14 protein-coding genes are annotated in these 13,241 nt (G+C 63.5%); 4 read left to right on the top strand and 10 right to left on the bottom strand.

Going from position 1 to position 13,241, the window contains the following annotated elements; translation table 11 throughout:
• The first annotated feature begins 5 nt into the window (after positions 1 to 5).
• The 3 genes from HPY55_02490 (at position 6) to HPY55_02500 (ending at position 2,441) form a co-directional block, all read left to right on the top strand.
• Positions 6 to 1,067, top strand: coding sequence for a chemotaxis response regulator protein-glutamate methylesterase (locus tag HPY55_02490; GenBank protein ID NPV69500.1), 1,062 nt, complete (start codon positions 6 to 8; stop codon positions 1,065 to 1,067).
• Positions 1,064 to 1,840: a protein-glutamate O-methyltransferase CheR gene (locus tag HPY55_02495; GenBank protein NPV69501.1), complete on the top strand. Its 777-nt coding sequence runs from the start codon at positions 1,064 to 1,066 to the stop codon at positions 1,838 to 1,840. The genes HPY55_02490 and HPY55_02495 overlap by 4 nt, the downstream gene beginning before the upstream one ends.
• A gap of 133 nt (positions 1,841 to 1,973) precedes the next feature.
• Entirely contained in the window at positions 1,974 to 2,441 is a 468-nt protein-coding gene (locus tag HPY55_02500; GenBank protein ID NPV69502.1) for a chemotaxis protein CheX, read from the top strand.
• 49 nt (positions 2,442 to 2,490) lie between these two features.
• On the opposite strand, the gene HPY55_02505 is transcribed toward HPY55_02500, so the two are convergent.
• The 8 genes from HPY55_02505 to tsaD form a co-directional block, all read right to left on the bottom strand.
• Positions 2,491 to 2,997 (bottom strand): gamma carbonic anhydrase family protein, encoded by a 507-nt coding sequence (locus HPY55_02505; GenBank protein NPV69503.1) that lies wholly within the window; start codon positions 2,995 to 2,997, stop codon positions 2,491 to 2,493.
• A gap of 58 nt (positions 2,998 to 3,055) precedes the next feature.
• Positions 3,056 to 4,078: a M42 family metallopeptidase gene (locus HPY55_02510; GenBank protein NPV69504.1), complete on the bottom strand. Its 1,023-nt coding sequence runs from the start codon at positions 4,076 to 4,078 to the stop codon at positions 3,056 to 3,058.
• Positions 4,075 to 5,115 (bottom strand): M42 family metallopeptidase, encoded by a 1,041-nt coding sequence (locus HPY55_02515; protein NPV69505.1) that lies wholly within the window; start codon positions 5,113 to 5,115, stop codon positions 4,075 to 4,077. Before HPY55_02515 ends, HPY55_02510 begins: the two co-directional genes overlap by 4 nt.
• Entirely contained in the window at positions 5,106 to 6,158 is a 1,053-nt protein-coding gene (locus HPY55_02520) for a M42 family metallopeptidase (protein ID NPV69506.1), read from the bottom strand. The genes HPY55_02515 and HPY55_02520 overlap by 10 nt, the downstream gene beginning before the upstream one ends.
• A 12-nt stretch (positions 6,159 to 6,170) precedes the next feature.
• The gene (locus HPY55_02525; GenBank protein ID NPV69507.1) at positions 6,171 to 7,553 is read right to left on the bottom strand and encodes a DUF512 domain-containing protein; all 1,383 of its coding nucleotides are present in this window, start codon (positions 7,551 to 7,553) and stop codon (positions 6,171 to 6,173) included.
• Positions 7,550 to 8,422, bottom strand: a complete 873-nt coding sequence (locus HPY55_02530) for a phosphatase PAP2 family protein (protein NPV69508.1) — start codon at positions 8,420 to 8,422, stop codon at positions 7,550 to 7,552. The genes HPY55_02525 and HPY55_02530 overlap by 4 nt, the downstream gene beginning before the upstream one ends.
• Complete coding sequence (locus tag HPY55_02535) at positions 8,412 to 8,951, bottom strand: acyltransferase (protein NPV69509.1); 540 nt, start codon at positions 8,949 to 8,951, stop codon at positions 8,412 to 8,414. The genes HPY55_02530 and HPY55_02535 overlap by 11 nt, the downstream gene beginning before the upstream one ends.
• 506 nt (positions 8,952 to 9,457) lie before the next feature.
• Positions 9,458 to 10,504 (bottom strand): tRNA (adenosine(37)-N6)-threonylcarbamoyltransferase complex transferase subunit TsaD, encoded by a 1,047-nt coding sequence (gene tsaD, locus HPY55_02540; protein ID NPV69510.1) that lies wholly within the window; start codon positions 10,502 to 10,504, stop codon positions 9,458 to 9,460.
• A gap of 234 nt (positions 10,505 to 10,738) precedes the next feature.
• On the opposite strand from tsaD, the gene HPY55_02545 reads away from it, so the two are divergent.
• The gene (locus tag HPY55_02545; GenBank protein ID NPV69511.1) at positions 10,739 to 11,932 is read left to right on the top strand and encodes a hypothetical protein; all 1,194 of its coding nucleotides are present in this window, start codon (positions 10,739 to 10,741) and stop codon (positions 11,930 to 11,932) included.
• A 32-nt stretch (positions 11,933 to 11,964) separates the two neighbouring features.
• Here the strand turns inward: HPY55_02545 and HPY55_02550 are convergent, their stop codons facing one another.
• Both HPY55_02550 and rimI read right to left on the bottom strand, forming a co-directional pair.
• On the bottom strand, positions 11,965 to 12,570 hold the full coding sequence (locus HPY55_02550; protein ID NPV69512.1) for a DUF523 domain-containing protein: 606 nt from the start codon (positions 12,568 to 12,570) through the stop codon (positions 11,965 to 11,967).
• Positions 12,567 to 13,196 carry a ribosomal protein S18-alanine N-acetyltransferase gene (gene rimI, locus HPY55_02555; GenBank protein ID NPV69513.1) on the bottom strand — a complete coding sequence of 210 codons (630 nt, stop codon included), beginning with the start codon at positions 13,194 to 13,196 and terminating at the stop codon, positions 12,567 to 12,569. The genes HPY55_02550 and rimI overlap by 4 nt, the downstream gene beginning before the upstream one ends.
• Positions 13,197 to 13,241: the final 45 nt, after the last annotated feature.

Consider the following 13,241-nt stretch of genomic DNA (forward strand, 5'->3'; position numbering starts at 1 on the left):
GCCAAATGGCCCCCAAAGTCAGGGTACTTGTTGTAGACGACTCCGCATTCATGAGGCGGGTGGTCTCCGATATTCTCCAGTCGGACAACCGGCTGGAGGTGATCAGCACCGCCCGCGACGGGCTCGACGCGATCGAGAAGATCAAGGGCCTGAAGCCCGACGTCGTCACTCTCGACATCGAGATGCCAAGGTTGAACGGTATCGAGGCGCTCGAGCGGATCATGGCGGAATGCCCGACGCGAGTCGTGATGGTGTCGAGCCTGACGCAGCGCCACGCGAGGGAAACCATAAGGGCGCTATCGCTGGGCGCGGTGGATTTCGTCCCTAAACCGTCGAGCGGGCTGTTCCCCGACATGAGTTCCCTCAAGGACGAACTGGTCTCGAAGGTGTGGGCCAGCGCCAGAGCGAGGTTAAGGCCAGTGTACAGGCCGCCCGAGACAAGACCGGTGAGGAAGATAGCGCCAGAGAAAACGCAGGCGGCGCGGGCAGTGGTAGTAGTCGGATCGTCCACGGGTGGGCCGTCGGCGCTCCAGGATGTTATGAAGAGTCTTCCGGCGGGGCTTCCGGCGGGCGTCCTCGTGGTGCAGCACATGCCGGCGGGTTTCACGAGGTCACTCGCCGAAAGGCTGAACCATCTGTCGCACCTGGAAGTGGTCGAGGCGTCGGGCGGCGAGCAGATAGTCGAGGGCCGCGCCATCATGGCCCCGGGCGGGTTTCACATGACGTTTGACCGCGACCTGCAGGTGTCGCTTACGACGGACCCGCCGAGACACGGCGTGCGACCGGCGGTGGACGTGACTATGGAAGCTGCGGCAGCGGTATTCGGTCCCAACTGCGTAGGGGTCGTGCTGACGGGGATGGGCTTCGACGGCTCCAAGGGGTGCTCCGCCATCAAGTCCCGGGCGGGCACGGTAATCGCGGAACACGAGTCCACGTGCGTAGTATACGGTATGCCGCGCGCGGTGATCGAGATGGGATACGCCGACAGGGTGTGCCCTATTGGTGAAATAGCGGACGCGATAAAGGAAGCAGTAGACGGACTGTGCACGAGGCGGTGTAGCGCATGATTTTGGAGGATACATCGTACTCACTCCTGAGAAAACGGGTCCTCGACGTTACGGGGATAGACATAGCCTGCTACAAACCGCAACAGATGGAACGCAGACTGAAAGCGTTGCTCGACAGGTCGAAGGTCGAGGACTACTACGCTTACGCCAGGATGATCGAGCACGATCCGGAAAAGGCCCGCGAACTCTGGGACTTCATTACGATCAACGTATCGGAGTTCTTCCGTAACCCCGACCGCTACAAGGACCTGAAGGAGAAGATCATACCCAGCGTATCGACCGGGCGGCCGCTGAGGATCTGGAGCGCGGGCTGCGCCAACGGCGCCGAACCGTATTCCCTGGCCATACTCCTGCACGAGACGGGCAACCCGGGCCACACGGTGCTGGCGACCGACATCGACCGGAAGACGCTCACCAGGGCCCAGGCCGCGCTGTACGACCAGAACGACCTCAAGAACGTGGGGCCGGCCCGTATACAGTACTTCGAGGCGAGGGACGGAAAATACGCAGTGTCGAACACGATCAAGAAATACGTGACGTTCCAGTACCACGACCTCCTCGGGAACCACTACCCCGAGGGGATGGACATAATCGTCTGCCGCAACGTGGTCATCTACTTCACCGAAGAAGCAAAGGAGAGGGTATTCAGGGGGTTCTGCAAGTCGTTGAAGCCTGGCGGGGTACTTTTCGTCGGGGAGACAGAGACACTGTTCAATCCCAAGATTATCGGGTTTGAACCGGTACTGCCATTTTTCTACAGGCGAGCAGGTTGACTGACGTACGTGAGTATATCTTTGAGCATGCTATCAGTCCTTGGGGGGGGACGGGCAAATGAGTTGTGCTGTACAGCAGTATGTTGACGCCAGTGTGAGGGCGGTCACCGCCATCATCAAAGGGGGGACCGGGGTGATTAAGGCAGCGTTTGTCAACCCGTTTATCCAGGCCGGTTCGCAGGTGCTGACCCAGGAGCTGAACCTGGCGGTGCAAAGGGGCGAACTGAATCTCGAGCAGTCGAAGGCTACGTCCTCAGACGTAACCATAATGCTGGGAGTCACAGGCGACGCCTGCGGCATCGTACTCTACGGGATGTCCGAACAGACTGCGAAAGGCATAGTGGGAGTCATGGTGGACGACCGCGTGCCGATATTCGACGAGATGGCCGAGAGCGCGCTCGCCGAACTGGGCAATCTCATAACAGGTATGGCCAGCATAAGCCTGGAGAAAGAGGGATACATCTGCCGCCTCACGCCGCCCATCGTGATCAGCGGGCGCGGCGTGATTATCTCGACCGTGGACATCAACCGGATAGTAGTCCCCCTGATGACGACGAAAGGGCAGATCGACATCAGCCTCTGCCTGAGGTCGGAGAGGTAGCGCGGGTTGGCGCGGCGCCCGGCCACGGAAGGCGGGGCGCTGCGCCGCTTTACTTACCCAAGTAGGCCTGTGCGAGTTCCCAGTAATCGTTGGCGTGCGCGATCAAGCCATTAGCCTCGCTGTCGCTCAGCTGCCGGACTACCCTGGCGGGCACGCCGAGGACCATACTCCGCGGCGGGATCTTCGTCCCCGGCGCCACTACTGCGCCGGCGCCGATGATACACTCCTCACCGATCTCCGCGCCGCCAAGGATGACCGAGCCCATGCCCACTATCGTCCTGCTACCGACGGTGCAGCTATGAAGCATCGCCAGGTGCCCGATCGTGACGTCATCCCCTATGCGCGACGGATAATCCGGGTCGACATGGATCACGGCATTCTCCTGTACGCTGGTCCCCTCGCCTATCGTAATCGAGCTGATGTCGCCCCGGAGGACAGCGCCGTACCAGATGCTGCACCTTGGGCCGATTGAGACGTCACCGACCACCACCGCCGTCTCCGTGACCAGCGACGGTTGCGTGATCCTCGGGCTCTTCCCTTTGAACGAACCGAGCATGCGGTTTCCCTCCACGTTCGTACGCCGGGTTTGTATACCGGTTCTGAACCGGTCCTATCTACAGTACCATGGGGCCGGACAGGGTCTTCTCGAGCAATCGCACGCACGCCTCCACGTCCCGGAGGTCCACCATCTCGACGGGCGTGTGCACGTACCGGGTCGGGATTGAAATCACCCCGGACGGCACGCCCTCCCGAGTGGTGTGTATCGGTCCGGCGTCGGTCCCACCCCGCTCGAGCACCTCCATCTGGTAGGGTATCGAGTGCGCAGTGGCGGTCGAGACGAGAAGTCGCCTGACGCCGGGGTGCGCGACCAGGCGCGAGTCCTTGACCTTGATGGCCGCGCCCTTGCCCAGGGAGACGTTCATGTGATCCGATTTCGGGGTATCGCCCGTCCGCGTCACGTCCACGGCGATGGCGACGTCGGGGTATATCCCGAAGGCGGAGGTCGTGGCGCCCCTGGTGCCCACCTCTTCCTGCACGGTGAACACGAAGTAGGCGTCGTGCGGTACGCTCTTCAGCCTGCGCATCACCTCGACCACCACCGCGCAACCCACGCGGTCGTCCGCGGCCTTCGTGATTATCCTGTCGCCGTTTTCCTCCATCTTCCGGTCGAATACCGCCATGTCGCCGATCGATGCTCGCTGGGATGCCTCTTTCTCGGAAGACGCGCCCACGTCGATGAACATCCTGTCGATCTTGAGCTCGCTCATCTTGTCCAGCTTCTCCATCCACACGGCGCCGGTAGCGCTGTTGGCGAACACCACGCGCTGGCCGAGGATGGTGAACGGGTCGACCCCACCGACAGGGGCGAACCGGAGGAAGCCCTTCTCATCGATGTGTGTCACGATCAAGCCGATCTCGTCCATGTGCGCGGCGACCATCACCTTGGACGCGGCGCCGGCTGCGGCCTTATCAGCCGCCGCGGGACCGGCCTTCTTGAACGCGATGAGGTTACCCAGCGCGTCCACGCTGATAGAATCACAGTATCCCCGGATCATCGATACGATGACGTCGCGTACGCGCTCCTCGTTTCCCGACGGGCCATACGCTTCGACCAGCTTCTTGATCGTGTCCTTCATGGGCGAAACCCCTCCCCGACACTCACCAGAAATGCGTCCACGAGCCTGATGGCATTCTCGAAGTCATCGAGGCTCATGATGCATGACGGAGAATGGATATAGCGGCACGGTACCGAAACAGAGGCAGTCGGCACGCCGGTCCTCGACAGGTGGATCCGGCCCGCGTCATTACCGCCGAGTGTGATGCGCTTGAACTGGTACGGGATGTTGTTCTCCGTGGCTACCTCGACCATCTGCCTGAGCATCGTCTTGCTGGCGATGGATGTCCCGTCCATGATGCTGAGGGCGGGGCCGCCGCCAAGGCGCGTGGCCTGGAGGTGGTCGTCCGTCCCTGGCGTGTCCGAGCAGATCGTGCCTTCGAGCACGACTGCCATGTCCGGCTGCACGGCCCACGCCGACACCGCCGCTCCGCGCAGGCCTACCTCCTCCTGGACGGTGAAGACCGCGACCACGGAGAACGGGTAATCCCTGCCAAGGATTTGCGCCAGCACCGCGCACCCGGCCCTGTCGTCGAGCGCCTTGGCCCTGACCGTCCTGCCGCCAAGCTGCCTGAAACCGCCGGCGAACGAGGCGTAATCTCCAGGCCGCACCTTTTTCTCGGCGTCCTCGCGGCTCCTCGCGCCGATGTCTATGAAGAGATTGTCGGACTTCAAAATTTTCTCCCGCTCGTCGCTCTCCTGCAGGTGCAGCGGTTTGAGACCGATGACGCCGCGAATCCTGTTGCGTCCCACCAGGACCTCCTTGCACGGAAGCACCCTGTCGTCGATGCCCCCGACCTTCTGGAATCTGAGCAGGCCCTCCTTTTCGATGAAACTCACGATGAGACCGACCTCGTCCATGTGGGCCGCCAGCATGACGAGCGGTCGAGCGAGCTCGCCGCGCGGGGTCTCTCCAGGATTCTTGCGGGCTATCAGGTTGCCGAGGACGTCGCATTCCACGTCCGCCCCGGCCTTCGAGGCCTCGTCACGCAGGATGCGGCGCACCTCGTCTTCGTTGCCGCTTACGCCTGCGGCCTGGGTCAGCCTTTCTAATAGCACCGCAATCCCTCCACAAACGCGCGATCGAGGTCCGCTGCGAACTGGGCGGCCAGCCTGCCCGCCTCCTGTATGTCGCGCAGTGACAGCACCTCGACAGGCGTGTGCATGTACCTGAGCGGGATGGAGATTACTCCCGTCGCCACGCCGGAGCGCGTCACCTGTATTGCCCAGGCGTCAGTCCCCGAGGACCCACCTGACACCTCAGTCTGCGCCGGTATGCCGTTACGCCTGGCCACCTCGTCGAGGCGCGCCAGGACCTTTGGATGGACGTTCGGGCCGGCCGACAGGACGGGGCCCTTGTCCAGCCTCGAAGTGAGGTACTCCGGGATCCCCGGCATGTCGCCGTGCGTAACGTCTATGGCGATGCCCACGTCCGGAGATATGCAGAACGTGGAACAGGCCGCCCCGCGCATCCCGGTCTCCTCCTGCACGGTTGCGACGATGTAGACGTCGGCGGAGTGCCGCAGCCGCGACAGGCAGTCGAGGCATTCGTACAGCACCGCGACCCCGGCCCTGTCGTCGAAGGACTTCCCGACGACGAAATCGCCCAGTGGCGAGAACGCCGACTCAAAGCTCACCATGTCACCGACCTGTACGTTCTCGCGGACCTGTTCCTCTGCGAGGCCGGCGTCCACATACAGTTCGTCCATTTTGAATGCGGCGTTCCGTTCCTCTGGGGGCACTGTGTGCGGGGGTTTCGAACCGACCACGCCGGGGATGCTCGCCCTCCCGTGAATCAGGACCTCCATGCCCGGCAGGACCCTCGGATCAACCCCGCCCATGCCGGCGAAACGCAGGAACCCGCCGTCCTCGATCTTCGTCACGACCAGCCCGATCTGGTCGCTGTGGGCGGCGAACATCACCTTCGGCCTCGGGCCCGGCCCGTCACCCGGTTTGAACGCGATGCAGCTGCCAAGCCTGTCAATCCTGACGTCCGCGGCCAGGGGCCCGAATGCCTCGGCGACAATGCGCGAAACCTCCGACTCATGGCCGGGCAATCCCGTCGCTCTCGAGAGGCGACCCAGGAAGTCAAGGGTATCCAATCGCATTCCTCCTCAGACCACCGCCACCGGGACTCCAGTGGCCTGTTCGATGTCCATGTACGACCGGCCGGCCAGGTCCTTGCCCCTGTCGTCGAACGGGGCCGCCGGTACTACGACAACCGCGGCGGCTCCCCCGTGAGCCAGGTGCTGCCGGACGGACGAGATGATGTCTTCCACTGTAAGCAGGCCGGCACAGGCGATGTTGCCGCCGAAGAACTCGTTCCGCGCAACGATGACGCGGGCGTCGGGCATCGAGGCCCGCAGCGCCAGCCTCACCGGCGTCTCTCCGAGTACTGAGGTGACGAAAAGCGGTCGCGCCGCGTCAGTCCGGCAGGTCGTGCGACTGAGCGTGGACGCGCCTGCGCGCCTGACGGCGTCAAGCGCGTCCCTGACCTGGCTTGTCTCAATGTCATGCAGCATTACCACGCCGGGCGGCGTGCGAGGTATCTTCTCCAGCAGTACCTCGAGGTCCCGCCCATCCCGCGCCAGCTTTACGACGGGGTCCCCCGCGTTCTTCATCAAGTCGAACGCGTGGTACCTGCTCTCCGGGCCGGTCCCGTCAACCTCGAGGATGACGTCGCCGCGCTTCATTCCCGCTCGCGCCGCGGCGCTGTTGCGGATCACACCCTCCACGCGCGGGACGAGGTCAGTCACCCGCGGCGGCTCCACCGTCACCGGCATGTCCACCGCGCCGGCGGATCCGTTCCGGACGGCCGCCACCGCACGCTCGACGAGAGCGCGCATCTCCCCGCCAGACAGGGTGTCCCCCACGTATCGCCTGGTATACCCTGGCATCATCACGCGGGCGGTGAGCGCCCCGCACCCCCTAAGGAATTCGATGGTGCGACGCAGGCTGTGGACGGCCTCGCCGGCGGCCACGACGCTGCCGTGGAACCGCACTCCGCATTCGCTGAGCAGTTCGACTCCCCGTATGGCGCGCTCCGGAGCACGATCGCCCATAATCCGGCTCCGGACGTCAAGATCCACCACGTTCAGCGACACAGTGACCTCAACGTCGCCGAGGCGAGATAGCATGCGGGCGGTTTCCCTGTCGAGAAGCGTTCCGTTTGTCGTGATCCGGATGGGCGTCCCGGGGTATCTCCCGCGCACGAGTTCGACTATCCCCGCAAACGCGGGATGGGTCATGGGCTCGCCCTCGCATATACGGGTGGCGGATTCTCCAATCACGATCTTCTCCGCGCCGGCCAGCTGATCGAGAGACCGGGCTATCTCAGTCACTTCCCTCGGGGGGATGCCGATTACCTCAACCCCCGGCGGGTTGAACCGGTTGCTGCAGAACACGCAGTCCAGGTTGCACTGCGATGTAATCGGGAGCACACCCGCTCTGTGGGACGCGTACAGCACCCCGGTGAGCCTGCCCCAGTCGGGGATCACGACGCCGCACCCTCCGGCGCAGCCAATCCCACGAGAACGAACACCCAGGGGACCAGAAGCGTCGCCGAGAGCCCCGTGGTGGCGTACCGGAGCCACACCCAGGACGGCGTCGCGGGCGCGACGAGCTCGATGATACCGCCGACGGCAAGCACACAACCGAGGCCCAGCGCCACCCTCGCAGCCTGCGTCCGCAGTCCGGCGGGTCTCCGGAAGCCGCACAGCGCGGGCTCGACGGCGCCGCCAAGCGCGAACCCCAGGAAAAACCCCGAAGACTTCATGACGGATTCATCGACGGGGCCGGTGAGCATGAGGGCCGGGAGTACCAAAGCCGCGATAACGAGGACCGGCCTCGTGACGCGGCGCCCACTCCGGTCCAGCCACCGGAACGACGCCACGGCGGCGATTGCCACCGCGATGCCGAGCGCGCCTCCACCCACGACGTCTTCAAGATAATGGACCCCCAGGTACATACGAGAAGCGCCCACCAGCACTGTCGCCACCGCCGCGGCCGCGGCCATGAAACGCCGCCTGAACAGGCCGGCGAGCATCCACCACAGGGTCGCAGTCCCCTGCGTGTGGCCGCTTGGAAACCCGTACCCCTCGGCGCCCAATACTACGTACGGTCGCGCGGCCCCCGCGCCGCCGGAGTGCGGCGCCGGCCTCGGCAGTTTGAAAACCAGCTTCAGCACGGAATTGAGCCACATCGAGAGAAGGAACACAACGCCCAGCCTGAGACCTGCAACCCTGTCGTTGCACCAGTAAACCGCGAGCACAACCGCGGTCAGGAAAACCTCGCTGCCGGCCAGCGTCACCGCGATGAAGAACAGGTCCACGGGCGAAACCACAAAGGACAGCATCTCAGTCCCCATCCTGCTGCCCTCCTCCCGGGCTTATCTTAGATCGAACGATCTCGCGGGCCGGCACACCGCCCACGAACGCGCCGGCCGGAACATCGCCGGCAACGAGCGCCATGGCGCCGACGGCGGCGCCGTCTCCAATCCGGACTCCGGCCAGTACCGTCGCATTGGCGCCGATCATGACATCCCTTCCTATGATGACCTCTCCGGTGCGAAGCGCGTGCGGCAGGAACTCGTGGGCGAGTATCGTCGCATTGTAGCCAATGACCGTGTTATCCCCAATGCTGATCAATTCGGGGAAAAAGAAATCCATCATAGCCATTGCCGCCACCGAAACGCGCGCGCTGACCTTCATCCCGGTTACGCGATACAGGACGCACTTCCACGACGGGAATGGGATGTACCTGCACAGCCACATCACCAGGAAGTTGCGGAATACCTTCCAGGCAGGGACTATCGCGTGCCAGCGGTGCATCGGGTTAGGTCCATCGAATTCACGGGTGTAGAGTCGCCTCAATCCTATGCCGTTCTCCTTTTTCATTAGACAAATCTCCGAAAGGTTCCTGAGCCATCGACGGGCACCGGCGTAGAGCCTGGACTCGCGTTATGTCACGCTCGGGTCCGCCGGGTCCCCAGGCATTCGCCGAAATCTGGCCGAGTGTGGTGGCTACCCGCTGTCTCTGCCTGTCTTCGCCCTGAATCTCACTGCAGCTGCCCTGATCTCACAGAATCTACCCAGTCTCGCCGGACGCGTGCGCCACAGCACGTGTCACAGCCCAACATGTGCTCTGGGAGCACGCGTCCGGTCGGGATCCATGCCGTACGGCAGCAGACAGCAATAAAGATCACATTCCGTCAATACGGCGCCGCGGCAGCGGGTCCCGGCACGCGGTAATAGCTCCGGCCCGCACGAATATAGATGTGCCTGTAACAACGTGACGACAACGCCGCAAGGCCGGATATCCACCTAATCCACAGGGTTATCCACAGGGGAAGGGTGGCTCCAGCAGCGTTTTTATGCTTCAACCACCGAATTCACAGGCTGTTCTAAGTCCGCCCTGTTGATACCACCGCGTCACAACCAGGCCGCCTGGAAAATGGCAGGTCGGCCTCGGCATTGAGGTCGAACCCCGACCTCTCCCCCGCACTGAGCCTGTAGTAGCCTGCCGCAGCGATCATGGCGGCGTTGTCCGTGCACAGCGCGAGGGGCGGTATGGTTACATCGAGACCCAGCCGCGAGCCGGCCTCCGCCAAACGGCGCCGGAGCGCACTGTTGGCGGCAACTCCGCCGGCAAGCGCGACCCTGCGTATACCTCTCCCCCCGGCGAGCGCCACCGCCTTCTCAACCAGGACTTCCGCAACCGCTTCCTGGAATTCGGCGGCCAGGTCTTCGAGGCTCCACCGCTCGTTGCCCAGCCTTTCCATCGCCAGCACCACAGCGGTCTTTATGCCGCTGAACGAGAAATCGAACGAGTCCTCCTCGAGGAAGGCGCGGGGAAGCCGAACGCGGCCGGGGGTTCCGCCCCCGGCCAATCCGTCAATGAGCGGACCCCCCGGGTAGCCCAGCCCCATTACCCTGGCGACCTTGTCGAACGCCTCTCCGGCAGCGTCGTCCCTGGTCCTCCCCACGATATCCATGTCCCCGTGTCCGTGCACGACCACGAGGTCAGTGTGCCCACCCGATGCTATCAGGCACACAAACGGGAATTCGGGCCGGGTCTCGCCCAGCCAGTTCGCGTATACGTGTCCCTCGAGGTGGTTTACGCCGATCAGCGGGAGTCCCTTTGCGTAAGCCACCGCCTTGGCGAACGCCACGCCCACCAGCAACGCCCCGGCCAGCCCGGGGCCGTTCGTGACGGCTACCCCATCAATCCCGTCCAGTTTCACGCCCGCCGCTTCGAGCGCCTCGTGGACCACGGGGAGAATCATCTCGACGTGCCTGCGGGAAGCGATCTCGGGAACAACACCGCCGTACTTGCAGTGGATGTCTATCTGAGAGGATACGACATTACTCAGCACCGTCGAGCCGCCGGCCACGACGGCCGCCGAGGTCTCGTCGCAGCTTGTCTCGATCCCCAGGACCTTGAACGCCAACAGATCCGCCCCTTTTCAGAACGTATCTTCTGTTCTGCAGGAGGTCGCGTATTCCTCCGCCGCGTTACCAGAAACTACATGGGACACGAGGGAACCTTGCGCTGTGGGGTTCGTCTCAGGGATATGGTACACTTATGTTAACCATGGAGTCGCGTCAGAGACCGCCGGCTATACAGCATATGCTGGCATATAGATTACCGGCCCGCGCGACGACCAGGGAGAGGAGGATACGTTATGTCTAGCTCTGCAGGGACGAGGAGGTTTGCGGCGCTGGCGCTGGTGGCCACGCTTCTGGTTTCGGGAATCGCGGCTGCGGCGGCCCCGGCGGCGCTGGCCGCGGAGGCTACGACCTCCGCCGGCACAGCCAGCGTCACACGGGACGGGATGAGAATGCTCCCGTTCAGGAAGGTTATGCAGGAGGCGGGCGCTTCCGTCTGGTTTGACAGTGCGGCCCAGGAGTTCTACGTCGAAATAGACGGCCTGGACATCACGCTTCCGGTATACGGCGGATACGCCGTGGTGGATGGCCAGACGGTGAAGCTCAGTAGAGCGCCCGTGGTAGTGCAGGGAGTCGCGTACATCCCCGAAGATTTCATCGAGGGTGTCCTTTCCGGCGACTACGCGGGCTGGCGATGGAACGACCGCTGGTACGACAGGTGGTTTGGCCGCAAGCGCGTGGTGGCGCTCGACCCGGGCCACACGTGGACTCAGTCGAAGGACGGTCTGCAGTTCAAGCTCACATACAAAAATGGGAGCCCCGAGCGAATCGGGCTCATGGTGAAGAACGCGACTTCCGAGGACAAGACGCTCACGTTCCCGTCGGGGAAGACCCACGAGATCGTCATCCTGCGCTACGGGCAGAAGGTATGGGGTTCCGCGGACGGCAAGTTCTACACCCAGGCCGTCCAGAATGTCGTGCTCAAGGCGGGCGAAACGAAGACATACTGGTCGGACATACCGCGGCTGGCCTCGGGCGCGTATTCCGTCAGGGGGTACCTCACGGCCGTATCGTCAAGCAAACCGGTGGTCAGGGCCAATCTGTCTGTGAAGTATACCGGGTACGGGCGTGCCCCAACGTGGTATGATCCGCTCGAGTACACCCTGAGCTTCAGGCAGAAGTCGCTGTTCGGCGCCAACCCGCCGAGCCTGATGCTGACCGTCAAGAATCCGACGAACGATGAGGTCATCTTCCCTGACACGCACACCTACGCGTTCGTGATCTGGGGGACTGATGGCTCGGTCACGCGGAAGGAGCTCCCCGCGATGTCCAGGAGCGAGTTCGTGCAGAAGATGGCGGCGGGCGCCCTGCAGCAGCACTTCATCTACCTGAAGGGCCTCCCGGCGGGCGAGTACTACGCCGAGGGTTACGTGAAGGAAGGCGGAGAGGTAATTCGTACAATCGGAGGTATTCGGTTTACCATCCGGTAAGGCGGATCGGCTGCTAAACTAGCGAAGAACAGTCAGCCGGGGGTCGAGTAGGTCCCCGGCTCTTCTCCTGTTGCCATCAAGGAAGCAACCTTGCGGTTGCATGAAAGCACCTGCTCGTCAACAACCTCGATTCCGTTGCGCTTGAGCAACGCGGCGGTCACCCCGTCGAGCAGGGGCGCCCGCTCTTCGCCTTCGAGAAGGTCGCGCGCGACGCCGCAGGACGGGCTGCCGCATTTGAGCACGGCGGAGCGACATCCGGCGAGGCGTGCCACGCGGAGGGCTTCCTCCGCCCCCCGTACGAACTGCGGAGTCACGTCTTGACCGTCGCTGGTCAGCACGCGGGCGCGCCCATCCAGCACGTCGCCCCCGTCGCCGCCCTCGATGGCCGCGGGTGGCCTTGGCGTGGGTAGTCCGCCGAGCTGTTCCGGGCAGACCAGCACGAGGCGGCCCGATTGAAGCAGGCGTTCGAGCAGGGGCGTATAGGAGGGGCCGGCCTTGTTCTCGCCGTCGTATCTGCAGCGGACCCCCAGGAGACACGCGCTGCACAGGATGGGGCCTGCTTGCCGGCCTCCCCGGCAGTTCAGCAAATGACCGGGGCTCGGGCGGCTGCCGCTACGGGGCGAGACCTGATCGTTCATCGCCCGACCCCGAACCACGGGACTCTGTACCAGGGGTTCTTCTGCTTGCAGAGGTCGTCCTTCCACATGATGATCGCGTCTTCCTTGAGGTCGGAGTAATACCCTTTACGTATACCCTTGGCGACGAAACCCATCTGCTCGTAAAGGCTTTGAGCGGCGCTGTTGGACTTGCGCACCTCGAGGGTCATCCTGGTGGCGCTACGAGACCTCGCGCGCTCCATCAGGTCGACCAGGACGCGCTTGCCGATGCCGAGCCGCCGGTACTCGGGGTGTACCGCGATGTTCGTGACGTGGGCCTCGTCCAGGATGACCCACATCCCGCCGTAACCCACTATAACGCCGTCGAGCCTGGCTACGATGTAGTGAGCGTAGATGTTCTGGGTCAACTCGGACCAGAAGGCGCGGCGCGACCAGGGTGTGGGAAACGAGTGCACCTCGATCTCGAGCACTGCGTCCAGGTCCGCGAGCTGCATCTCGCTGACCTCGATCCGGTTTTTCAACAATTCGCCTTCTTCTGCCTGGATTCCCACTTCAGTTCGGCCTCCGACAGGCGGAGATAAGCCGGACGGAGTTCGAGCGGTGAGACCGTTCTTCCCGCATCCAGCAACCGGACAGCCATCTCGCATACCGTTGAAGCCCTTGGAAGCCGCCTGTTCTCGGGGGCGAAAACC

The sequence above is a fragment of the Bacillota bacterium genome (assembly GCA_013178305.1).
In the GTDB taxonomy this organism is placed as follows: Bacteria; Bacillota; Sulfobacillia; order JABLXB01; family JABLXB01; genus JABLXB01.

Coding starts and splice junctions, on each gene's coding strand:
- HPY55_02505 (NPV69503.1), bottom strand. CDS start 2,997: ATGCTCGGTTCGTTCAAAGGGAAGAGCCCGAGGATCACGCAACCGTCG.
- HPY55_02535 (NPV69509.1), bottom strand. CDS start 8,951: ATGAAAAAGGAGAACGGCATAGGATTGAGGCGACTCTACACCCGTGAA.
- HPY55_02510 (NPV69504.1), bottom strand. CDS start 4,078: ATGAAGGACACGATCAAGAAGCTGGTCGAAGCGTATGGCCCGTCGGGA.
- HPY55_02550 (NPV69512.1), bottom strand. CDS start 12,570: ATGAACGATCAGGTCTCGCCCCGTAGCGGCAGCCGCCCGAGCCCCGGT.
- HPY55_02495 (NPV69501.1), top strand. CDS start 1,064: ATGATTTTGGAGGATACATCGTACTCACTCCTGAGAAAACGGGTCCTC.
- rimI (NPV69513.1), bottom strand. CDS start 13,196: ATGCGAGATGGCTGTCCGGTTGCTGGATGCGGGAAGAACGGTCTCACC.
- HPY55_02490 (NPV69500.1), top strand. CDS start 6: ATGGCCCCCAAAGTCAGGGTACTTGTTGTAGACGACTCCGCATTCATG.
- HPY55_02530 (NPV69508.1), bottom strand. CDS start 8,422: ATGGGGACTGAGATGCTGTCCTTTGTGGTTTCGCCCGTGGACCTGTTC.
- HPY55_02545 (NPV69511.1), top strand. CDS start 10,739: ATGTCTAGCTCTGCAGGGACGAGGAGGTTTGCGGCGCTGGCGCTGGTG.